Below are 21889 nucleotides of genomic sequence, written 5' to 3' on the forward strand. Positions count from 1 at the left end.
ATGAAGTGGAGTTCCGATGCGAGTACTATTGGTTGAAGATGACCCGATGATTGGCGACGCGATTCAGAGTGCTTTAAAAGATGCCTCTTATGCAGTCGATTGGGTTAAAAATGGACAAGTGGTACTCAGTACTCTGGACTGTCAACATTACGATGTCATTCTTCTTGATCTTGGATTGCCAAACAAAGATGGGCTGGATGTACTCAAAAGCATCCGAGCCCAGAATAACCCGATTCCATTACTGATTATTACTGCGCGTGACGGGCTAGATGACCGTTTAAATGGACTTGATAGCGGTGCAGATGATTACGTATTAAAACCTTTCGATATGGCAGAATTACTTGCCCGTATTCGGGCTGTGCTGCGGCGCAAGGTGGGTAATGCAACACCTACACTCAATAATGGTATTGTAACCCTCGATCCGGTAACAAAAGAGGCTGCCATAAATGGTGGGCTTCCGACTCAGTTATCGAACCGTGAATTTGCACTACTCCATGCTTTACTACTTAGACCCGGTGCAATCCTATCCCGTAGTGAGTTAGAAGATCGTATTTATGGCTGGGGCGAGGAAGTCGAAAGTAATGCTGTTGAATATCTGATTCACGCCTTAAGACGAAAATTAGGAACTGAAGTCATTAAAAATATTAGGGGAGCTGGATGGATGGTGTCAAAAAAAGTCTGAATAATTCGATTCAGCTCAAATTATCTTTCACTTTGTCTATCTCAATTTTACTTGTGGCTTTAGTCGCGGGGATTTGCTCATTTGTATTTGCTTTTGATGAAGCCCACGAGTTACAAGACGATATTTTGCGGCAAGTAGCGCAGCTCATCGATCAAAAACAATTGTCTTCTAGTCTTGCACCTATAACTTACCTCAAAGGCAGTGATGCCGAGGCTCAAGTGATTATTCAGCACTTAAAAGCCAATCAGACGACTCTAGAAAAAGAGACAAACGGAATCTTACCGATATCGCCAACCCTGTCCGATGGTTTACATACCCAAGAAGTTGGGGATAAGACTTTTCGTGTATTGGTCAAAACACTGATTAGTGGTGACCGCATTGTGGTTGCTCAGCCATCGAGTTTAAGAAATGAAATTGCGTATGACAGTGCCTTTCGTACAGTGATGCCTTTTTTAATTTTTATACCCGTTTTACTGTTTCTTGTGTCTCATTTAGTTCGAAGCATGTTTCGGCCAATTGCTACACTTTCAAAGGAAATAGACCAGCGTGCTGAACAAGATTTACGTCCAATAGAAAGTACCCATTTACCAACAGAAATTCGTCCCTTTGTTGTTGCGATCAATTCACTGTTTTTACGTGTAGATCGATCGATGGAAGCACAGCGCCGTTTTGTTGCAGACTCGGCACATGAACTACGCTCACCACTGACAGCACTTTCTTTGCAGGCTGAACGATTGGCAGATGCCGACATGTCTAATGTAGCCAGAGAGCGCTTGAATGTATTGCAACAAGGTATTAAACGAGGACGAAGCTTGTTGGAGCAACTTTTAACTTTGGCTAAGGTTCAGACCAATATTGAATCTCCAAAAGCATGGGTTTCTGTTCAAGGTATTTATCGCCGAATATTAGAAGACCTAATGCCGTTGGCAGAAGAAAAGCAGATAGATATTGGTATTGAAGGTGTGTCGGATGCCCAAATATGGGTAAATGAGCTAGAGCTGATGACTGTTGTTAAAAACTTGGTTGATAATGCTATTCGCTATACGCCGTCAGCAGGACGAATCGATTTATCAGTACATCAAGAAAATCGACAAGTGATTTTGCAAGTTCAAGATAATGGACCGGGTATTCCTATGAGTGAAAGAGAAAGAGTATTAGATCCATTTTACCGAATACTTGGTGGAGAGCAGGTGGGTTCAGGTTTGGGCTTATCAATTGTCAATGCGCTTTCCACGCGTTGGGGTGCAAAAATCGATTTCAGTTTCACTGATAAAGAAACCCAAACTGGGCTACAAGTTAAAATTTACATACCTGTTTAGCTTGTTGAGTGTGCGGATCTAAACCTCAATTTAACAATAGGTTTTAACAGATCATCACTTGTTCCTAACATGCATTTATGTATTACTTTAAATTCTACTACTAGAATAAAAAGGAATTTATTATGAAGTACATTAAGTATCTTTTCGCGGCTTTACTCATCGCGCTCTCGGTCCCAACCTTTGCAAAAGACTATGGTTCACATCATGGCTATGGTCATGCTTATCAAGGTTCGCATCATGGCTATGGACATGCTTATCGTGGCTCACATCATGGTTATGGACATGCTTATCGTGGTTCACATCATGGCAAGGGTTACTATCGTAATAAAGCACATGGCGATCATAGGTCTGATCGACATAACTACGAACGTGGTTATCGATAATTCTGTTAACTACAAAAATCCCGCAATATTCAGCGGGATTTTTTAAGGATTTATTTTTTGAGTAGCCATTGAATTGAGGCATCAAACAGTTTTAATCCATCTTCAGATAGATTGGTAAAAGTGTCATTGTTGAGAAAGAACATCAAGCGTTTTTCAGGTGCCAGAGACTCATAATCCATGGTTGCACCTTTTTCATAACCCCAGATTGCCACTTTTTCAGGTTGCCCATAAACAGTCGCAATAATGGTTGCGCCTAATCCGGGTTTGCCCCAACTCATTGGTGCTTGTGCTTTATATACATTACGAGTTCCAGCAGGAAGATGCGCAGATAATGGATGCGGTGCATTCACCAACCATAAGTAACGTTCTTTTTCGACCTCACCAAAATCGGTATTGATGCGTTTACCCGTCATAGCCAAATCATCAAGATAATCATTTTCCCACGTCATGAGTGGAATGGGCAGTTGACGCCAGCCAGCTTGCATATTCTTAGACGCGACAGTAGAAGAAATAATGACTAAATCGGTATTTTTTAAACTGTTGGGTGAAACAGATTGATCGAATACTTCAGCTTGATAGCCTTTGCTCTGCAAGTATTTTTGAATGGCAACATCTGTGCTAGCAGACGCACCCTTGACTTGTGAGATCAGGGCAATTCGTGTTTGGGCATAAAGAGAGGATGTCCATACACATAGTGTAGTGATCATCATCATAATAGAAAGAAGCTTTTTCATAGTGTTCTCAAAAGAGCAGCGATTTAGGCACTGCTCTAATCCCATGTTTAGAATTTAAAGGTTGCGCGTAATACCGCTTGGCGAGAGTCACCTTGAGACACGGTCAGATTATTGACGCTCGCTGTGTAGTAGGTTGTGTTAAAGATATTATTTAAATTAAATTGGAAAGTGACTGCTTGTTTGGCAATGGTCGTGTCATAACTTACAAAGGCATTGGCAAGGGTATAGTCAGGCAGGTCAAAGGTATTTTCCGAATCTCCCGCACGTTTACCGACATAATTACCGCTTACACCTAGACGTAAATTACCATTGTAAAGTTCGCCATAGTTATAGGCCAATGCGAGAGAAGCCGTATTTTTCGCTACATTATTCAAGCGATTACCTTCTAGACCGCTTTCATCTTCGGTGACTTTGGCATCTGTATAGGCATAGGTCAGGGTCGCATCAAGTTGATCGGTCACACGTCCTGTCAGGTCGAGCTCAGCCCCTTTAGAACGTACGGCACCAGTAGTATGTAGTTCAACTTCACCAGTTGATGAGTTAGTGACTTTAGCTAAAACATTACGTTTTTTAATATCGTAGAGCGCAAAATTGGCTTTAATGCGGTCATTCAGCTCGTATTTCGCACCAACTTCATAAGACTTGGCTTGTTCAGGTTGGACATCGGCATTAATTACAGCGTCGCCACCTAAAGGCGCAATTGAAGAAGACGGCTTAAGTGACTCGGTATAGCTACCATAGAATGAAAGCTGGTCATTCCATTTATAGACTAAGCCTGCATGTGGGAGCCAAGCATCATCATTGGTATTGGTATTTTCTTTGAATGGTCTGCCACGGCCAGCAGTCTGCTGATAGTTCAGGTAACGACCACCAAGTACTGCAATCCATTTTTCATTTAAATGAATTGCATCTTGTACATAAAAACCATAGGTATGCAATTTATCGGTTTGATCGCTGTCTGATGCAACAACGTTTTGAGATGGTTCGACAGTTCCAAAACTTGGATTTAAATAATCTAAAGTTGAGGTATTGCCACGAACCATATCTGGACGGAAATACTTACGGTACTCGATGTCTGAACCGATTTGAATATCATGTTTTAAACCAAACAGGTTGGTTGAACCAGTGATATACGCTTGAGCATTACTGTCTATGCTCTCAGCATTCAGCGTCGCGTCAGTACGGCGTGTCACGGTGTGTTTGGTCGTATCTAGTTTGGTTACACGTAACTGGTTAGCATCATAGGTTTCGTAGTTGTAGGTATAGCCTAAGTGAGCTGACCAGTTATCATTAATTTGATGATCTACCAACAACTGCGCCAGATGATCTTCACCTTTCATTTGGTTAAAAGCTTCATCTAGACGTTGATATTTAGAGATGGGTAGGGCTTTATTGGTTTTCGGGTCAAAAACTGTAGAGCGGTCAAAAGGTACATCAAAGTGACGGTATTGATAGCTCAGGTTTACTTTAGTTTGACCATTGTCCCATGCTACAGACGGAGCAATTAAAGTTTGTTTGAGGTTACCAAAATTACGCCAATAATCGGCATCGGAATGATCGGCAATAAAACGATAGGCAAAGTTACTATCACTAATTGCGCCCGTGGTATCTATGCTTGCGCCTAAACCATTTTTACCTGCTGCAAAGCTTGAACCATAGAGTGAAAGTTCAGTTTTTTGAGTGGCCTCTGGTTTTTTTGTAATGACATTGACCACACCACCTGGGTCCATAATGCCGTAGAGCAATGAAGACGGGCCTTTTAAAACCTCAACTTGTTCAACTGCTGCATTCATGGTTCGACCTTGCACAATCGGCATACCATTTACGGTAATTGAACCGTCACGATTGTCACCAAAACCTCGTTTCATGACGGTATCTTGAGTGCCGCCTAAAGTATTACCCTGTGTAATGCCGCTCACTTGAGTCAGTGCATTATCCAAGTTTGCAGGCAAATAATCTTTTACATATTGCTTAGAAACTACATTTACGGTTTGTGGGCTTTCCAGATTTTTTTGATTGCCTCTTAATGTTGACGCCGTTTGAGTTCCGATGTAGCTTGAGTCTGTTTCAGCCTGAACTTTAATTGTTTCTAATTGAGCAGGTGGGATTGCAGTTGCTTCTGCCCAAGATAAGGCTGGGAGCAGTGATAAAAGCAAGGGGCTACTATGTTTTAAAATTTCAACAGTAATTAGATTTTTACGTGGGGAGAAAGCAAACATAAGTATACCTAAGTGATATAGAAAATCGTGTGGAGGCTGAAAAGAACAGTTATTGGAGCGAACTGTAGCGCCGACCAGACCCCAAAAAGTGTGTAAAGTATATATAAATGAGACTCATTTGCAACGTTTAAAGCAGTAACAAATGAGTGAGAAAAATTAAATAATTGATAATGTTTTTATTATTTTATGAATTGCAGTGACGTTACTCACCACCTCGATTAGGCAGTTGTCATGAATGGAACTTATTTTTCGCTCAATGTATCTTTAATGATCTTAAATGCAGGAGATATTAAGCGCCGACTCGTATAGAACAAATAAAAGGGTGGCAATGTGACAGTGTATTGCTCTAATAAACTTATTAGTTTTTTCTCTTCTAAAGAAGACTTCACAAGTGAATATGGTAAGTAAGCAATTGCACAGCCATCTATTACTGCATCTAACATCTCGTCCAAACTGGTCATCACGAGTTGTACAGGCCCTCTAAAATATATACTTTTATTTTTATCTTTAAACTCCCAAGCCATTAAAGAGTTATCAGTTAATAGCCTGATATAAATTCCTTTATGATTTTTTAAATCTTCAATCGTATGAGGCATACCGTATTTTTCTAAATACATAGGGGAAGCCACCAAACGAAATGGAATCTCTTTACTGATGGGGATCGCAATTAAATCTTTTTCGACTAAATTGCCAACACGCACACCAGCATCATATCCCTCTTTGGCAATATCAATCCGTCTGTTTTCAGAAGTCAGTTCAAGCGATATGTCGGGATATTGCTTAACAATATTTTTAAGCTTGGGCCACAAATGATATTTAATCGTATAAGCATCTGCAGAAATACGAACATGTCCACTCGGCAGGTCTTTCATAGAACTAATTTGTTCTATTCCTAAATCTATATTTTCTATGTTTTGACCGACCAGCTCAATTAAACGAGAGCCCGCTTCGGTAAGGGTTAGACTACGAGTAGATCGGTTTAATAATTTGATACCTAACTGCGCTTCAAGATTATTAATACTCTGGCTCACAGCAGACTGGGTAATTCCCATATATGCCGCAGCTTTCGTAAAATTTTTAGTCTTTACTACTTCAGAAAATGTTTTTAAATCATTCAGATTAATTTTCATGATTCATAAGTTTTACTAATAGTTACGATCAGATTATAGCATCTAATCAGACTAATCTTTGCTTGTTACTATGTTTTTAATGAAGTTCAACACAGGTGAGTCAACAATGAAAAACGTAAAAATCAAAGCACCGTATTGGGAAATCGCAGCAAATATCCATTTCCCAGAAAATTTTGATGAAAACAATCAATACCCAGCAATTATTAGTGGTCACCCAATTGGTAGTTGTAAAGAACAAACCTCTGGAAATGTATATGGTGCAGCCTTAGCAAAAGCAGGTTTTATTGTGATTGCGTTTGATGCAAGTTTTCAGGGTGAAAGTGGTGGTGAACCTCGCTCAATTGAGAATCCGGTCTTTCGTGTAGAAGACTTCCGTTTAGTCACAGATTATTTAATGACTCTTAAATATGTTGATGAAAATCGTATAGGGGTATTAGGGATTTGTGGTGGAGGTGGCTATGCCTTAAATGTCGCGATGACTGAAAAACGAATCAAGGCAGTTGCTACAGTAGATGCTGTTAATTTTGGCCGTTTATCTAGAGAAGGTTTTAGTAACTGGAATCCATTAGAAAAATTGGAATTAATAGCAAAACAACGTACTGCCGAAGCACGTGGTGAATCAAGAAGAGTGGATGACTTATTACCCGACTCAGTTGAAGTCGCAAAAGCAGCAGGTTTAACAGATATTGATGTATTAGAAGCGACTGAATATTACAAAACTGATCGAGGCTATAAACCTAATGGTGTAGCTAAGACATTATTTTCAAATTCGGCTGTTTCAATCGGGTGGGACGCATTTCACCTTGCTGAAGTTTTACTTACCCAACCTTTATTAATTATTGCTGGCGATAAAGTGGGTGGATTTGGATCTTATCGAGATAGTTTAGAAATCTATGGTCGAGCACGATCTGAAAATAAAGAACTCGTGATTGTAGAAAGTTGGTCGCATTACGACTTATATGACAAGCCTGAACCAGTCGGTCAAGCATTAGCAAAACTGATCCCATTTTTTCAAAAAAATATTTAAGTTAAGTTCTTTAAGGAATCAATTCGATGAAAACTATTAAATTTCATAATACAAATGGTCAAGGCAATACAATTGCTGCAAATATTCACTTCCCGCCAGCTTTTAATGAAACTCAAAAATACCCTACAGTTGTTGTTGCTCATCCGGGTGGTGGAGTAAAAGAGCAAACAGCAGGTCTATATGCGGCTAATCTTGCTAAGCAAGGGTTTGTAACTATTGCATTTGATGCATCTTATCAAGGTGAGAGTACAGGTCTGCCACGTCAATTAGAAAATCCTTATATCCGTACAGAAGATATCAGTGCCGTTATTGATTATCTCACCACATTAAATTATGTGGATCAAAATCGTATTGGAGCAATGGGAATTTGTGCAGGCGCGGGTTACGCTGCGAATGCGGCAATCAATGATCGCCGTATTAAAGCTCTAGGTACTGTAAGTGCAGTAAATATTGGGTCTATGTTCCGAAATGGTTGGGAAAACACGGTTAAAGATGCAGACGCTATTCCATATATTCAAGCTGGTTCAGATGCTCGAACAGCAGATGTAAATAGTGGAAATATTGCAACTATTCCTCTTGCACCATTAAAAGAAGAAGATGCACCTAATGAAGAATTACGTCAGGCATGGGAATATTACCATACCCCAAGAGCTGAACACCCTAACTCACCAGGGTTTACAACAGCTCGTAGCTTAGCTCAAATTATTACTTATGATGCATATAACAAAGCTGAAGCTTTTTTAACACAACCTTTAATTGCTATTGCTGGAAGTGTGGCGGGTAGTAAGTGGATGAGTGAAGATTTAGTTCATCGTGCTGGAAGTGCAGACAAAAAATTACACATTATTGAGGGTTCGAATCATATGGAATTATACGACATTCCTAAATATGTGGATGAAGCTTCGAGTGTACTTACAGATTTCTTTAAAATGAAATTGTAAAGTTATTACTATTTATTGAATAAAAGCCCTTAAATGGGCTTTTATTTTTTTCATACAGATTTAAAAAAACATAAACTACTTTTTAAATTAATTAGATTGCGTGTAATTCATCACAGATTATAAAAATAACCTGCAAATCATGCGTTTAGTATTTGTTGACAGTAGGAGATATTAAGTTTTATAAATAAAAGATCCTGAAGCTGTTTCTTTAGCCAGAACAGAGAAATAATAATATAAAGATGAATAGATATTAGAATGAAAATATAAGGAGAAAAAATGAAAGTTCTTAAATATACTTTATTTTCTCTTATGGGAATGCTGATAATAAATAGTGCGGATGCAGGAAATACATCTACATCCTTAAAGGTCAGTTTAACCATTATAGAAACTTGTGAAGTTTCCACACAAGGAAATTTAGATTTTGGCTCAGTTGTTCGCTCTCAGCCAGTTGCTGATGCAATAACCAATATATCTGTTCAATGTAGCAAAAATACACCGTATCAATTGGCGGTAACTTCAGACAATAATTTTGAACTTAAATCTGCTGCAAGCACAGCATCTGTTGCATATGTACTGTATCAAGATGCTGGTCATACTCAAATTTGGGCGGGATCAGGGGGTAAAATACGCTCAGGAGTCGCAACAGGAATGAAAGAAAATATTCCTATTCATGGTGCAATTACCTCAAGTACAAATGTTCAGGCAACAAAGTATGAAGATTGGGTTCGTGTGAATGTCATATATTAATAAAAGAAAAATAAAATATTGTTGAATAACTCAGTCTTCTGGACTGGAAAATCGTACTACTTCCTAACAAATCAATAGCAAACGATATTCACCATCTTTTTCAACAGGCGCTCGATGAACACAAGGTAAGACCTTTTGCGTTGGATGATCTACTGCTAAACGCCAAATATGTCCTGTGCCTAAATTTACAGGTTGGGCATCGTGTTTAGGCTGATAATGTAAATCAAAAAAATACTCTGCTAAAAAGCTTTCAAATTCAGTTTCTGGGCCGTCATGTAATTCTTTGAGCTTTTCTCTGATTTCTGGAATTAAAACTTTCTGTTCAACCTGATTATTGGGCACAATATCGCTAGCAGCGCCGTGATAAGTACATAAGAACGTATCTGTTGCAACAGGTGAACGGTCAACATGAAATGAATATACATCTGTTGAAATGAAATCCAGCTCTTCATCACGCTCATAATATTTAAGTAAATTAAGAGAAGGCGAGGCACCAAAATCAGTTAATAGCTGTATATCTTCTAATATAATTTCCCTTGCCAGATTACCTCTTTCGGAAAGTTGTAGAGCTAAAAGATCTTCAATAGAAACTTCTGTAATATTCTCTTTTAACTCAAGTTTATCTACAACTTCTTTAAAGTCACCAGCCAAATTTCTGTTCCAGCAAAGGGCATTGGTCTCTCCTTGAAAATTCGTATTTACAAGTTCAGGGAAAGTAGAAACCACTCTAATTTGATTGCTGTCAGAAAGCGTATTCTTCATAAGAGAATTAAATAAATCATAAACCATGGCGCATAATATACACCGAGCTTTGCCGAAAATATGAAATTCCAAATTATTAAGTCAATTTAGGCTAAGCGCTTAGTTCAGCAAAAGTGATGACTACTCTACTTGATGAGTTTTTCCCGATAAATCTGGTTTTGAAAAATTAAATTTCTGAAAGTCTTGGTCCTGCGGAATTTCAAGATCAAACTTTTTTAATTCTGCAACTTCTATTTTTAAGTTACTTCCATCAAACCCTAAGACATGTCCGCCTTGTTTCTGGTCTTGAGATAAAAAGTGGAAATGGTAACCGCCAATATTAATACCATTTAAAAACTCTGGTAAACGATAACCTATGAGCGTGCCGTTGGTAGATTCATAATTCAACTGAACCTGTTTATCCATCATATTATATAGAGGGGTGAAATAAGGTCCTTGCTGTTGGTTGACAGGGGGAAATGCTCTGGTCTGGATGTTTTTAAATTTACCAGTAATCTTAATCGCATACATCTTGTTCAAGCTTTTGAGCTGAGCATTAATAAAATCAAAAGTTTGTTTTTGATTTGCTTGCTGATCCATTGAAAAGCTTTGCTCTGGTTTGAAAAAAGTGACGAAACTGAGGGATGTTTTGAAGTCATTTGGTACGAGATGGGTCTGACCACTAGAGGTCGTTTGATAAAAACTTCCATCTATGAGGATGAGTTCACCATCAAGTAGGTCGGGTGCACCTAACCCAAAGTTACCATGTTCCTTGATCTCGCTGACACTTTTGGAACCTTTGTATAATCCTTCAATAAAAGCATCTGCTATTCCATACTGATAAAGATGATTTTCTGGGATGTGAGTTTGAGGTGTCTTAGCAACGTAAGCAGATTTTCCAACAGGTTTATCATTGGCATAGGCCAAATTTACGATACTGAATATAGATGTACTAATGAGGGCCAAGTTTTTAATCATTAGAGTTCTCCTTTATCGTAAGCCTGCAATTGAGAAGCCGCCGTCGATAAGAATAGATTGTCCCGTAATGAAACTAGCTTCATTTGTACATAGCCAAGTTACGGTACTTGCTACGTCTGCTGGTTGTCCCAGTCTTTGCTGAGGAGTATATGCAATATAGGGTTTAGCTGTTTCATCATCAACAAAACGTCTAAACATTGGAGTATCAATAATTCCCGGGTTTACGTTATTAATCCGAATCTGGAATGGGGCAATCTCAAGTGCAAGCGCTCGTATCATAGAATCAAGAGCACCTTTACTCGCTGAATATGCAGATGAACCACTACTTGCACCAACAGCGAGCCATGATGAGGTGTTAATAATCACTCCGGGTGTTTTGTTTTCCATCATGGCTGTAATTTGATATTTAATAGCTAGCCATGTTCCTCTTAGATTGGTAAGGATTGTTTTATCAAAATCTTCTTCATCCATTAGATGGGCTGGTGCAAAGCTTCCTTCGATACCTGCATTGTTAAATGCAATATCAAGTCGGCCGAAGGTCTGAATAATTCGATTTATCAGTTCCTGAATTTGTTTTGAATCCCTAATGTCGGTTGGAACAATAAGTGTTTTACCTACACCATACGATGATTCTATTTCATCTGAGACTTGTTGAAGAGGAGCAAGAGTTCGCCCAGCGAGGACAATATGTGCACCTTCTTTGGCAAGAGATAAAGCAGTTGCTTTTCCTATGCCAGTACCTGCACCTGTAACTAAAGCTACTTTTCCTTCTAAACGACCTGCAACATTTTGGATATGTGAAATCATATAATTTCTCCAACTTCTGGATGGGTTAAAGAAATTGTATTGCTTAATAATTAGGATACAATATAGTCAAAATTCAATGAACTGATGAATTAATCAGCATAATAATGATATGACAAAAGCAAATTTTGATGAGCTCTGGGCCTTTGTGGTTATTGCAGGAGAAAAGAGTTTTCGGCGTTCGGCTGCCAAATTAAATGTAACGCCATCCTCATTAAGTCATTCTATGAAAGCATTAGAGGCGAAGCTCGGGGTTAGACTTTTAAATCGCTCAACGCGAAGTGTTTCTGTAACAGAAGCTGGTAGCCATTTACTTAATAAAATTTCACCCGCTTATAGTGACATTCTTTCGGCAATAGAAAGCCTAAATGATTTTCGTACCAGCCCTCAGGGCATTGTGAAAATTAATGCTCCGCGATCAGCCTTGGTTTTATTTTTTCTTCCTCACCTTAAAGCTTTAAGCGAACTTTATCCGAACATTACTTTTGAAATTACTGCAAATGAAGAATTTATCGATATTATCGACAGTGGCTTTGATGTTGGAATCAGGTTGGGTGAAAGTATTCAAGAAGACATGAAAGCTATTCCAATTTCTAAAAGTCTTAAATTAGCAATTGTTGCTAGCCCATCTTACTTTTTGAAATACCCTAAACCCATATCTCCCAAAGATTTGTTAGATCATCATTGTATTGGCTGGCGTCAGATTAATAGTCAGGTTTTATATAGCTGGCCTTTTGAAAAGGAAGACCAAAAGCTTAATCTGGCTGTTAAAAGCACTCTTATTTTAGATGATGCTGATTTAATGATAAGAGCTGCTCTTGATGGGCTTGGTGTGGCATTTTCATTAGAAGAGCAGGTGTTGCCATATTTGAAATCGGGTCAGTTGGAAAGTGTCTTGACTGACTGGTGTGGTAGCTTCCCTGGATTTTATCTGTATTATCCAAGTCATCGGAACCACTCGGCTGCGTTAAAAGCTGTAATTCATTATTTTCTTCATAGAATTTAATTTGCAGTTAATATCTTTGTAAATTACATATTGTTTAATTATTATTCTAAGAATGTCGTGCTATCGTTTAGAAATTGATTATGGTTCTCTTTAATCCATATAAATCCAGATTGCATCATAAAAAATTATAGATACCTTTTTTATTTTTATATTGAAAGAGGCAGAACTTACCAGAAATTATTTTACTGCTCTTTAGGATCAACGATGAAAAAAACTTATTTAGTGACAGGTGCGACAAAAGGTATTGGAAAAGCGATTAGTGATGAACTCTTCTTACAGGGACATCAGGTTATTGGAATTGCTAGAAATATCGATAATATAGAATTTTATGGGCAGCTCTTTAGTTGTGATCTATTGAATATAGAACAGACTGAAGAAACATTAGCCTTAATCTCTAAATCTCACGTCATTCATGGAATAGTGAATAATTCAGGAATTAGCTTACCTCAACCTTTAGGCCAGATTACATTCGATGCCTTAGAGGATGTTTGGAACCTAAATGTAAGAACAGCCATTCAAGTTACACAGCATTTTGTTGAACAACTGAAAGAACAGCGATTTGGTCGCATTATTAATATTGGTAGTCGGGCTATTTACGGGGCAAAAGAACGGACCGCATACTCAGCAGCTAAAAGTGCATTGGTTGGTTGTACTAAAACATGGGCACTTGAGTTAGCTGAATTTGGAATAACAGTAAACTGTATAGCACCAGGACCGATTGAAACGGAACTCTTTAGAAAAACCAGACCTGTTGGTAGTTTAGCTGAGAAAGCTATTTTAGATAGCATTCCATTAGGAAAGATCGGAACACCAAAAGATGTCGCACATGCTGTCTCATTTTTACTGTCAGATCATGCAGGTTTTATTACTGGTCAGGTTCTAAATGTTGACGGTGGTGGAAGCTTATAGAGAATAATGGTAAAAAGATCTAAATATAAATACCCAATTAAATGGGTTTAACCTCGTTCCAGAACCACATGATTTGCTACCTGAAGTAGGGTCATTAAAAGTAAGGCAATCTATTTACCACTCATATTTTACGGCCACTCGAAAATTGGTCGGAGCGCCGTAATAGCTATTGGTTGTGGCTAAATAGTATTTCTTATTTAAGTTAGTAAGATTGAAGTTAATATAAATAATGAAAATTATATATTCAAAAAATTTTAATGCGCTAATTTTTCACCATTTAACGCTTGTACCTTAGTCGCAGAGGCATGTATCGTTAGGGTTGATAGTTTAAAATTATAGGACCCTTGAAAAGTCACATCTTTTAATTCAATTTATTCAATAAATGGACTTTATTGCGAAGCGTAAACGGTACTTTAAAATCAAAAATATTAGATAAATAACAACAGTCATAGAACTTAAGTTTTATTGGTGGATTTTGAAATAGAGCATGAATGGCAAAGGTAGTGCTTTGTTATATTTTTTACGGTTGATTTACTTATGATAGCTTCCTCTTACTTAAAAAAACAAAAGAAAAATTACCATGCTGTAAAGGACCAGCAACTTACCATTGCAGCGAAAGCAAATATCATTATTTGCCTTATGTTTTGCCTGTTTTGGACCATATATTTCGCATTTGCCCAAATGTGGACTATTGTTTATATGGATATTTTTTTCACATTTATATCTTTATTTAGTCTCTTTTTAATTTGTATACGCCGAATCTCAGCCGGTATTCTTTTGTCCCAAGCTGTTTTGCTGGTTTTTCCTGTCGTTTTTTGCCTGCTCTTTGATGTCGCTACCCCAGATCGGCCACGTGTGGCGCACCTGTTTTTACCCGCTGGAGCAATATTAGGGTATATAAATTACCGCAGAGACCCCAGCTTTCTACAAATCGTTTTAATTGTATTGTCGATTGTGTGCTTTATATTTTTTAGTGGTAGCTCTTTTACTTTGGAGAATGCCATACCTTTATCGGAAAATATTCGCTCACATGGCGGCTGGATTTCAACTTGTGTTGCTACGCTTATGATTTGCATCTCGATTTATACGATGCAGTTAGAAATACAAATAGAAAATACCATGGCGCAAGACCTACGTTCGGCCCTTACTAAAGAACAATTTGAACTTTTTTATCAACCACAAATCAATTCTTCTGAAACGTTGATTGGCGCGGAAGCCTTGTTAAGGTGGCATCATCCTGTTTTAGGATATATGCCTGCAAAAGATTTTATTCCAGCGGCAGAAACTTTGGGGTTAATGCCTGAGATTGGGGAATGGGTGTTAGCTCAAGCCTGCAACGTTTTACAAGATTGGGCTAAAAAAGAAGAGACCAAAAATCTTACGCTTTCAATCAATATTAGTGCTGATCATTTCATGCAACCAAACTTTGAGCAGACCGTAATTGCCATGGTTCAAAAATATGGAGTTAATCCAGCTCAGCTCATATTAGAAATTACTGAAAGTATTGCTTTAAATAATAGTGCTAGCTTGATCGAAAAAATGCATTACTTGTCAAAAAATGGAATACGGATTTCTTTAGATGACTTTGGTACAGGCTATTCATCTTTAAGCTATTTACAGAAAATGCCCATTAAGCAAATCAAGATTGACCGTACCTTTGTACAAGCGGCTTTGGATGATAAGCGCGGCAATAAATTAGTCACTGGCATTATTAAAATTGGGCTAGATTTGAACCTTGAAGTTTTAGTCGAAGGGATTGAAACTGAGGAGCAGTTTAATGCGTTTAAAAATAATGGATGTACTGAGTTTCAAGGCTATTTATGGGGCTGTCCAATGCCATTAAGTGATTTTCTGAAGAAATTGTCACATTTCAATCAATAGGCAAAAAGACGGCTTAACATGTTTAGAGGTAAAAAATTATTTAGAATAAATTTAAATTAATGGTGGATAAGTAATAACAACTAAACATTCATGATGAAAGATACGGATATTTATTAAACGGATTACATCATGTCTAGCTTTAAAATAAATACACTTTTACTTTCTCTTATATCATGTTCGGTCTTTTTTACGGGGTGTAATGACAGCAACTCATCTGATGATGCTACTGCAAATCAAGAAATACCCGCTGCTCCGAAAGGGTTAGGATATGAAGATACAGCTCCAGTACCTTCAAATGTTACTACGACTGTAGATTCGTGGATGACGAATCAGCGCGGTGACGCACGCTATGCAACAGTTGGTACCAATGCTGGTGTTCGAGTGCTGAGCGGCTTTTTAGATGTATGGACGCCATCAAGTTTGTTTGTAGATGCGGGCCAATCTGCGGAGGCAAAAGACGGTTTTCCAGCTGTAGTTGAGTCGAGCTGGACAGGTTTACCAGGTGACAGCACGGATGGTACAAAAAAGAATGCAGATGTGCTGAACTACAATATTAATTATTCAATTCAGACCACCCATAAACGTACAGAAGAAGAAGCCATTCGCACTTATTTAGATGATCGACGTGGAAAAAATTATAGTGTCACGACTGGAATGGGCGCATTAACCGACCCGTGGAGAAAACTTACGGGCCAGACCACGACCATTAATTCAGTACCGCCCGATGCTACGCAAATAAAATATGATGACAAAGGCAATAATAATGGACTCACTACGGCTGACGGAAATACAGATTTTGGAAAAGTCGTAGAATTTATTCAGTCGATGGGTAATAACTCATCAACAGAACCTGCAAAGCGTTTTTATAAATATGCTCGTCCATGGCGTTGGAGTACGGAAGTTGTTGTCGTGCCGAGTTTGGAACCTGCAAAAAGTAGTACACCGACAACCGATGGTGGTTTTCCAAGTGGTCACACTGCCGAAGCAGGTCGAAATGCAATTGCGATGGCCTATTTAGTACCAGAGCGTTACCAAGAAATGATTGCTCGGGGTTTAGATTTGGGTGACTCACGTATTATCGCGGGAATGCATTCCGCGATGGATGTGATTGGCGGAAGAATTCAGTCTATTGCAGCCGATGTTGCAAACTTAAATGCCATGACTGTAGATCAACGTAAAGAAGCTTATCTTCAAGCCCAAACACAGCTCATGAAGGCAACCAATAGCTCAACCTTTGAATCGTTTTATAGTTTGGCTAAAACACCTTATGACACCAACGATCGTTTTGCCGATCTTGAAAAATTAAAACAACAGGTTAACCACTGGATGACCTATGGTTTTAATCAAATTGGTGACAAAACAAAAATCGCAACGGTTCCGAAAGGCGCAGAAGTTTTATTGGAAACCCGATTGCCTTATTTAACTGCCGATCAGCGCCGTGTGGTTTTAAAGTCGACTGCGCTTGCCTCGGGGTATCCGGTTATGGATGATGCTGAAGGCTATGGTCGCTTAAACCTATTTAGAGCGGGCGCAGGTTATGGCAGTTTTGATGGTGATGTAAACCTGACAATGGATGCAAGCTTAGGCGGCTTTAACCAATACGACCAATGGAGTAATGATATTAGTGGCGCGGGTAAGCTCACTAAACTTGGTACGGGAACCTTAGCACTGACAGGAAATAACTCGTTTACGGGTGGTATTGATTTAAAGCAGGGTGGTTTAGAAATATGGTCTGAACATGGGGCAGGCCAAGGCGATATTTATATGCATGAAAATAGCCTATTAAAAACCAACTCTGCTAAAGCCATTAACATTGCAGGTAATTTAACTCAGCTTGCAGGAACAACATTTAACATCACTTTCAAATCGAATGCACTTCAAGCAGTTCAGGTGGCAAATACGGCTACTCTAAATGGAACATTGCAGCTCGTCACAAAAGACAATTTAGCAGCAGGCACTTATACGGTGTTATCAGCTAAAAAAGTTCAAGGCAGCTACAAAAAGGTGACATTGAATGGCAAGGATATTACGCCAATCTATCAATCTAATAGCGTTAAGTTTACGGTGTCTTAAGTGGAGCTTGGATAACCCATATCCATAGTTAAAATTAAATTGAGCCACTCCATTAAACAACTTTGAAGAGTGGCCCAACCAAGCAATCTGTTTGAATAATAAAAACAAGTCGATCTACATACAAACTTTATGATAGATCGATTTTACCTTTTCGGGACTAATTGCCAGCATGTGAATCGCGCCGTGAATCATTCCTTCTAACAAATGAACATTCACCTGAATACCAGCATCCCACAGTTTTTGAGCATATCTTTCACCGTCATCACGAACGGGGTCATATTCACAAACAAAAATGGTTGCATCAGGCAATCTTTCTAAAGACTGAGCGAGTAACGGACTTACAAGTTCATTCTGTTTATCACTTTCATGCTGCACATATTGATCCCAGCAATAATCCATGGTGGATGAGTCCAAACCATAACCTTCAGCGTATTGGCTATAAGAATTGCTACTCATTGTGGCATCTAAAGCAGGGTAGAAAAGAAGTTGATGACTCACCTTAATTTCTGGGTGCTGTCTTGCCATTAGACATGTCGCGGCAGCTATATTTGCGCCCGCACTATCTCCACCTACAGACACGCGGTTTTGATCAATTCCAAATAGTGAAGCATTGTCATGGATATAGCGAAATGCCGTAAAAAAATCATTTAAAGGCGTTGGAAACTTAAACTCTGGGGCTAATCGATAGTCCACAGAAAATACAACGTGTTGAATGGATTCTGCTAATAACCGACAAGTACGGTCCCATGCGTCTAAACTTCCGAGGCACCAACCTCCACCATGCGCAAAAACCAAAGCGGGTCGTTGCTCATTGTTTTCTAGGGAATAGGGAACATAAACACGAACTTCAATTTCGGTACCATCTGAAACCTCAACATAAAAACTTTGCTGATAGCTTGCATCATGCTGAATGCCTTGCTGATCGATAATGTCTTTATTCACTTGTTCTCTTAAGGCTTGTAATGAGTTTGCACCTTGTGGGGCTGGTTTAGGTTTAAGCCAGCTTTCAATTTCAGCAAGTAGAGGCATGGCTTTTTTCCTGCTGCAAAAAGTCTAAAATGAGTGAGCTAAATACTTCTGACTGTTCTTCCATAATGAAATGACCGCAGTCTTTTACAATCGCACTCGTTAAATGTGGTGAAACCTTTTTCATGGTTTCATAAGGTGCATTATCTGTGGCATGTTCAGCGCCTATGGCTAAAACTGGCATTTCTAAGCTTTTAGTTTCTCTAATTTTATTTTGACGTATAGTCTCTGGAATAGAGCGGTAATAATTAAAACCCGCCGTTAAACGGCCCGGAATTTTATACGCTTCAATATAAGTTTCAGTCGCAACTTTATCTTTGTGCCACGACCATTTATCAAACATATAATTTAAATAAGTATCTTCACGGCCCGCGATTAAAGCCTCAGGTAAATCTAGGGTTTGGTTAAACATGAAATGCCAAAGAAAAATGTTTTCACTCGGCTTAACAAAAATAGGCGGCGCGGGCGCTAAACCAGGAATCACAGCTTCTGTTACAGCAAGACGAGTCACTGACTCAGGAAAGTCTGATGCAAGCGCATAGGCAACCCACATGCCAATGTCGTGACCAACAACTGAATAAGTTGGATATTCAAGTTCAGTCATGAGCATTGATAAAATTTTAGCGATACGCCCCGTATCATAACTTCCATCCAGTGGAGCTGAATTTCCAGTTCCGGGTAAATCAACAGCGATGGCTTGATAACCTTGTTTCGCCAGTTCAATCATGACTTTGTGCCACGCGTACCATGTTTGCGGCCAGCCCGGAATCAGTAATACAACTGGGCCTTCACCCAAGGTGACGTAATGTAGTTTTTTGCTCTCGATGTGAATGTAAGAATGATGGAATTCATTATGCGAGTTTTCATTTAATAGGTGAGTTTTCATGTTGAGTTTAAATACCTAATAACTGATTAATTTGAGTCTGGTTCACAGGGGCAGCAGCAAAGTCATCAAACACTTTATCGGTGACATGAATAATATTTTGCTTAATGAACTCAGCACCTTCGCGTGCGCCATCATCCTTATTTTTAAGACAGCATTCCCATTCTAATGTTGCCCAACCTTCGTAGTCGTAATGCGCTAACTTGGAAAAAATCGTTTTAAAGTCAACTTGACCATCACCCGTAGAACGGAACCGAGCTGCTCGATTTCCCCAGCTTTGATAGCCGCTGTACATTCCTTGGCGGCCTGTAGGATTAAATTCGGCATCCTTAACATGAAACATGCGAATGAAATCTTTATAAATATCGATATATTCAACATAGTTCAGTTGTTGCAAAACAAAATGGCTTGGGTCAAAAAGAATATGGCAACGTGGATGGTTATGAGTTCGCTCTAAAAACATTTCAAATGTAATGCCGTCATGCAAATCTTCACCGGGGTGAATTTCATAGCAAAGGTTGATGTCTTGTTCATCACAAGCATTCAAAATAGGAAGCCAGCGACGTGCTAATTCATCAAACGCCGTTTCTATAAGCCCTGATGGTCTTTGAGGAAATGGAAACACGTAAGGCCATGCTAGCGAGCCAGAAAATGTGCCCATATCTTTAAGGCCTAAGCGGGCAGATGCTTGAATTGAAGCGAGCATTTGTTGTTTTGCCCACTCGGTTCTAGCTGCTGCATTGCCATGTAAATGAGATGGCGCAAAGTTATCGCACATTAAGTCATAAGCAGGATGCACAGCCATTAACTGCCCAAAAATATGAGTCGTTAACTCACTAATTTGTAAGCCATGATTTTTTAAAGTACCTAATATTTCATCACAATAATCTTGGCTTTCTGCTGCCAAATTAACATCAAATAAACGTTTGTCCCAAGCAGGAAGTTGAACAGCTTCAAAGCCTTGGTTTGCTACCCAAGCGGCAATATCTTCTAGACGGTTAAAAGGGAAAATGTCATCGCTAAATTGAGCAAGATGAATACTTGGGCCTTTGATGGTTTTCATAATAAAACCTAATTAGTTGTCGATCGACAAACAATAGGCTTAATTTTGGATAAAAACAACTTTTTATTTGAAAATCAAAACAAAACGAGAGTATTTTGAATAAATCTCATTGATTTATTTGTGAAAATTTTTTTTTCGAATAATAATGAAAAGACGTACTAAGTTTGATGAAGGGTCATTATGGCTGGCAGACCAAGAGAGTTTGATCGAGAAGAAGCCCTCGTAAAAGCGAGAGATTTCTTTTGGCTTCACGGCTATGAAGGCACATCAATGTCAGATTTAGTCGAAGTTTTGGGGATTGCCTCAGCTCGAATTTATAAAGCGTTTGGTTCAAAAGAGGCTTTATTTAGAGAAGCCGTAAATCACTATGAAAAAAACGAAGGTAATTTTGCGCTAAACGCTTTAAAGCAAAAAAATATTAAGGATGCAATCAACCAATTATTTCAAGATGCGCTAACGCTTTATACGCAAACCAATCATGCGTATGGGTGCATGGTCGTGTCCGCAGCGAGTGTGCTAGGCGAAGAAAACCAAGCTGTTTTAGACTGGATGAAAGCACAGCGTATAGCGCGAGGGCAAAGTCTGGTCGATCGATTTGTTCAAGCAAAATCAGACGGTCAATTGGTCGCAGATGCAAACCCTGAAACATTGGGCAAATACTACGCGCTCGTTCTGCATGGATTATCGGTTCAAGCAAGAGATGGATATTCACAAGAAGAACTTTCTCAGGTGATTCATTGCGCATTAAAAAATCTAGATCAATATGTTGTGAGTGTTTAACCAATTGGGGTTTAAGAGTTAGCAGGAATCTCATAGGTTACAAATTCGTATTTTGGGCCTGTAGATTTTGAAACTACTTTGCCCCCTAAAGATTCAGCAATTTTTCGACTTGGATAGTTTTCTTCAGCGACAGGGTACGTAAAATAGTCAGGTTTAACAAAGTCGATTGCCCACTTAGCGACTGCTGATACAGCTTCTCTTCCATAACCATGATAATGAGAGTCTTCGCGTATCCAAATGCCTAATTCTGGGTTATTAGTTTGAATACGATGTAGGCCAACAAGACCTATAAATATTTGAGAATGTGCCTCTCTTATAACAAATATAATTTCAGATTCAGCTTTGAAGTTTTTTAACCAAGCATTCCAAGTTTGATCAAACTCATGTCTTGGTTGAGGGTCCCACGCCATATAGCGTGTTAGGGTAGGCGTAATACAGTTGTAAATTTCATCTGCATCTTGTGCTGTAAATGGTTTTAGATTAAGCCTTTGAGTAGAAATGCTCACTTCATGCAAACTCATAATGATCCTTATATAAGTCACTTAAATTTAATTGTTATCAAA

At 38.8% G+C, this 21889-nt stretch carries 21 protein-coding genes; 11 read left to right on the forward strand and 10 right to left on the reverse strand.

Features of this window, described 5'->3' with window-relative positions; genetic code table 11:
• Positions 1–16: 16 nt before the first annotated feature.
• The 3 genes from I5515_RS04830 (at position 17) to I5515_RS04840 (ending at position 2384) form a co-directional block, all read left to right on the forward strand.
• The gene (locus I5515_RS04830) at positions 17–682 is read left to right on the forward strand and encodes a response regulator transcription factor (protein ID WP_199965013.1); all 666 of its coding nucleotides are present in this window, start codon (positions 17–19) and stop codon (positions 680–682) included.
• The gene (locus I5515_RS04835) at positions 658–2001 is read left to right on the forward strand and encodes an ATP-binding protein (protein ID WP_199965014.1); all 1344 of its coding nucleotides are present in this window, start codon (positions 658–660) and stop codon (positions 1999–2001) included. Before I5515_RS04830 ends, I5515_RS04835 begins: the two co-directional genes overlap by 25 nt.
• A gap of 122 nt (positions 2002–2123) precedes the next feature.
• Complete coding sequence (locus I5515_RS04840; RefSeq protein ID WP_199965015.1) at positions 2124–2384, forward strand: hypothetical protein; 261 nt, start codon at positions 2124–2126, stop codon at positions 2382–2384.
• A gap of 50 nt (positions 2385–2434) precedes the next feature.
• On the opposite strand, the gene I5515_RS04845 is transcribed toward I5515_RS04840, so the two are convergent.
• From I5515_RS04845 to I5515_RS04855, 3 genes are all read right to left on the reverse strand, one after another.
• Positions 2435–3118, reverse strand: coding sequence for a hypothetical protein (locus I5515_RS04845; RefSeq protein ID WP_199965016.1), 684 nt, complete (start codon positions 3116–3118; stop codon positions 2435–2437).
• A gap of 47 nt (positions 3119–3165) precedes the next feature.
• Positions 3166–5337, reverse strand: coding sequence for a TonB-dependent siderophore receptor (locus I5515_RS04850; protein WP_199965017.1), 2172 nt, complete (start codon positions 5335–5337; stop codon positions 3166–3168).
• A gap of 242 nt (positions 5338–5579) precedes the next feature.
• The gene (locus I5515_RS04855) at positions 5580–6467 is read right to left on the reverse strand and encodes a LysR family transcriptional regulator (protein WP_199965018.1); all 888 of its coding nucleotides are present in this window, start codon (positions 6465–6467) and stop codon (positions 5580–5582) included.
• A gap of 106 nt (positions 6468–6573) precedes the next feature.
• On the opposite strand from I5515_RS04855, the gene I5515_RS04860 reads away from it, so the two are divergent.
• The 3 genes from I5515_RS04860 to I5515_RS04870 all read left to right on the forward strand — a co-directional run bounded on the left by I5515_RS04860 (position 6574) and on the right by I5515_RS04870 (position 9182).
• Positions 6574–7494, forward strand: coding sequence for an alpha/beta hydrolase (locus I5515_RS04860; RefSeq protein WP_199965019.1), 921 nt, complete (start codon positions 6574–6576; stop codon positions 7492–7494).
• A 26-nt stretch (positions 7495–7520) separates the two neighbouring features.
• Positions 7521–8435, forward strand: a complete 915-nt coding sequence (locus I5515_RS04865) for an alpha/beta hydrolase (RefSeq protein WP_199965020.1) — start codon at positions 7521–7523, stop codon at positions 8433–8435.
• Between the two features lie 276 nt (positions 8436–8711).
• Positions 8712–9182 carry a spore coat U domain-containing protein gene (locus I5515_RS04870; RefSeq protein WP_199965021.1) on the forward strand — a complete coding sequence of 157 codons (471 nt, stop codon included), beginning with the start codon at positions 8712–8714 and terminating at the stop codon, positions 9180–9182.
• A 63-nt stretch (positions 9183–9245) separates the two neighbouring features.
• Here I5515_RS04870 and I5515_RS04875 read toward each other — a convergent pair whose 3' ends face one another.
• The 3 genes from I5515_RS04875 to I5515_RS04885 all read right to left on the reverse strand — a co-directional run bounded on the left by I5515_RS04875 (position 9246) and on the right by I5515_RS04885 (position 11708).
• Entirely contained in the window at positions 9246–9944 is a 699-nt protein-coding gene (locus I5515_RS04875; protein ID WP_199965022.1) for a DUF1826 domain-containing protein, read from the reverse strand.
• A gap of 120 nt (positions 9945–10064) precedes the next feature.
• Positions 10065–10901, reverse strand: coding sequence for an acetolactate decarboxylase (budA, locus tag I5515_RS04880; RefSeq protein ID WP_199965023.1), 837 nt, complete (start codon positions 10899–10901; stop codon positions 10065–10067).
• Between the two features lie 12 nt (positions 10902–10913).
• Positions 10914–11708, reverse strand: a complete 795-nt coding sequence (locus I5515_RS04885) for an SDR family NAD(P)-dependent oxidoreductase (RefSeq protein ID WP_199965024.1) — start codon at positions 11706–11708, stop codon at positions 10914–10916.
• A 109-nt stretch (positions 11709–11817) separates the two neighbouring features.
• Here I5515_RS04885 and I5515_RS04890 point away from each other — a divergent pair, with 109 nt between their 5' ends.
• The 4 genes from I5515_RS04890 (at position 11818) to I5515_RS04905 (ending at position 17574) form a co-directional block, all read left to right on the forward strand.
• Positions 11818–12711 carry a LysR family transcriptional regulator gene (locus I5515_RS04890; RefSeq protein ID WP_199965025.1) on the forward strand — a complete coding sequence of 298 codons (894 nt, stop codon included), beginning with the start codon at positions 11818–11820 and terminating at the stop codon, positions 12709–12711.
• Positions 12712–12915: 204 nt separating this feature from the next.
• Positions 12916–13620, forward strand: coding sequence for an SDR family oxidoreductase (locus I5515_RS04895; RefSeq protein WP_199965026.1), 705 nt, complete (start codon positions 12916–12918; stop codon positions 13618–13620).
• Positions 13621–14157: 537 nt separating this feature from the next.
• Complete coding sequence (locus tag I5515_RS04900; RefSeq protein ID WP_199965027.1) at positions 14158–15501, forward strand: EAL domain-containing protein; 1344 nt, start codon at positions 14158–14160, stop codon at positions 15499–15501.
• A gap of 129 nt (positions 15502–15630) precedes the next feature.
• Entirely contained in the window at positions 15631–17574 is a 1944-nt protein-coding gene (locus I5515_RS04905) for an acid phosphatase (RefSeq protein WP_199965028.1), read from the forward strand.
• Positions 17575–17688: 114 nt separating this feature from the next.
• Here the strand turns inward: I5515_RS04905 and I5515_RS04910 are convergent, their stop codons facing one another.
• From I5515_RS04910 to I5515_RS04920, 3 genes are read right to left on the reverse strand one after another with little or no spacing between them, the layout of a single operon-like run.
• Positions 17689–18603, reverse strand: coding sequence for an alpha/beta hydrolase (locus tag I5515_RS04910; protein WP_199965029.1), 915 nt, complete (start codon positions 18601–18603; stop codon positions 17689–17691).
• Positions 18587–19486, reverse strand: a complete 900-nt coding sequence (locus I5515_RS04915) for an alpha/beta fold hydrolase (protein ID WP_199965030.1) — start codon at positions 19484–19486, stop codon at positions 18587–18589. The genes I5515_RS04910 and I5515_RS04915 overlap by 17 nt, the downstream gene beginning before the upstream one ends.
• Positions 19487–19493: 7 nt before the next feature.
• Positions 19494–20546 (reverse strand): sugar phosphate isomerase/epimerase family protein, encoded by a 1053-nt coding sequence (locus I5515_RS04920; RefSeq protein ID WP_199965031.1) that lies wholly within the window; start codon positions 20544–20546, stop codon positions 19494–19496.
• Positions 20547–20726: 180 nt separating this feature from the next.
• Here I5515_RS04920 and I5515_RS04925 point away from each other — a divergent pair, with 180 nt between their 5' ends.
• Positions 20727–21326 (forward strand): TetR/AcrR family transcriptional regulator, encoded by a 600-nt coding sequence (locus I5515_RS04925; protein WP_199965032.1) that lies wholly within the window; start codon positions 20727–20729, stop codon positions 21324–21326.
• A gap of 11 nt (positions 21327–21337) precedes the next feature.
• Here the strand turns inward: I5515_RS04925 and I5515_RS04930 are convergent, their stop codons facing one another.
• The gene (locus I5515_RS04930; protein ID WP_199965033.1) at positions 21338–21847 is read right to left on the reverse strand and encodes a GNAT family N-acetyltransferase; all 510 of its coding nucleotides are present in this window, start codon (positions 21845–21847) and stop codon (positions 21338–21340) included.
• Positions 21848–21889 lie beyond the last annotated feature (42 nt).

It is taken from the genome of Acinetobacter calcoaceticus (assembly GCF_016508255.1).
Lineage (GTDB): Bacteria > Pseudomonadota > Gammaproteobacteria > Pseudomonadales > Moraxellaceae > Acinetobacter > Acinetobacter calcoaceticus_E.

Excerpts from the sequence above, each read along its gene's own strand:
- I5515_RS04830 (WP_199965013.1), top strand. The coding sequence starts at position 17 with ATGCGAGTACTATTGGTTGAAGATGACCCGATGATTGGCGACGCGATT.
- I5515_RS04835 (WP_199965014.1), top strand. The coding sequence starts at position 658 with ATGGATGGTGTCAAAAAAAGTCTGAATAATTCGATTCAGCTCAAATTA.
- I5515_RS04840 (WP_199965015.1), top strand. The coding sequence starts at position 2,124 with ATGAAGTACATTAAGTATCTTTTCGCGGCTTTACTCATCGCGCTCTCG.
- I5515_RS04845 (WP_199965016.1), bottom strand. The coding sequence starts at position 3,118 with ATGAAAAAGCTTCTTTCTATTATGATGATGATCACTACACTATGTGTA.
- I5515_RS04850 (WP_199965017.1), bottom strand. The coding sequence starts at position 5,337 with ATGTTTGCTTTCTCCCCACGTAAAAATCTAATTACTGTTGAAATTTTA.
- I5515_RS04855 (WP_199965018.1), bottom strand. The coding sequence starts at position 6,467 with ATGAAAATTAATCTGAATGATTTAAAAACATTTTCTGAAGTAGTAAAG.
- I5515_RS04860 (WP_199965019.1), top strand. The coding sequence starts at position 6,574 with ATGAAAAACGTAAAAATCAAAGCACCGTATTGGGAAATCGCAGCAAAT.
- I5515_RS04865 (WP_199965020.1), top strand. The coding sequence starts at position 7,521 with ATGAAAACTATTAAATTTCATAATACAAATGGTCAAGGCAATACAATT.
- I5515_RS04870 (WP_199965021.1), top strand. The coding sequence starts at position 8,712 with ATGAAAGTTCTTAAATATACTTTATTTTCTCTTATGGGAATGCTGATA.
- I5515_RS04875 (WP_199965022.1), bottom strand. The coding sequence starts at position 9,944 with ATGAAGAATACGCTTTCTGACAGCAATCAAATTAGAGTGGTTTCTACT.
- budA (WP_199965023.1), bottom strand. The coding sequence starts at position 10,901 with ATGATTAAAAACTTGGCCCTCATTAGTACATCTATATTCAGTATCGTA.
- I5515_RS04885 (WP_199965024.1), bottom strand. The coding sequence starts at position 11,708 with ATGATTTCACATATCCAAAATGTTGCAGGTCGTTTAGAAGGAAAAGTA.
- I5515_RS04890 (WP_199965025.1), top strand. The coding sequence starts at position 11,818 with ATGACAAAAGCAAATTTTGATGAGCTCTGGGCCTTTGTGGTTATTGCA.
- I5515_RS04895 (WP_199965026.1), top strand. The coding sequence starts at position 12,916 with ATGAAAAAAACTTATTTAGTGACAGGTGCGACAAAAGGTATTGGAAAA.
- I5515_RS04900 (WP_199965027.1), top strand. The coding sequence starts at position 14,158 with ATGATAGCTTCCTCTTACTTAAAAAAACAAAAGAAAAATTACCATGCT.
- I5515_RS04905 (WP_199965028.1), top strand. The coding sequence starts at position 15,631 with ATGTCTAGCTTTAAAATAAATACACTTTTACTTTCTCTTATATCATGT.
- I5515_RS04910 (WP_199965029.1), bottom strand. The coding sequence starts at position 18,603 with ATGCCTCTACTTGCTGAAATTGAAAGCTGGCTTAAACCTAAACCAGCC.
- I5515_RS04915 (WP_199965030.1), bottom strand. The coding sequence starts at position 19,486 with ATGAAAACTCACCTATTAAATGAAAACTCGCATAATGAATTCCATCAT.
- I5515_RS04920 (WP_199965031.1), bottom strand. The coding sequence starts at position 20,546 with ATGAAAACCATCAAAGGCCCAAGTATTCATCTTGCTCAATTTAGCGAT.
- I5515_RS04925 (WP_199965032.1), top strand. The coding sequence starts at position 20,727 with ATGGCTGGCAGACCAAGAGAGTTTGATCGAGAAGAAGCCCTCGTAAAA.
- I5515_RS04930 (WP_199965033.1), bottom strand. The coding sequence starts at position 21,847 with ATGAGTTTGCATGAAGTGAGCATTTCTACTCAAAGGCTTAATCTAAAA.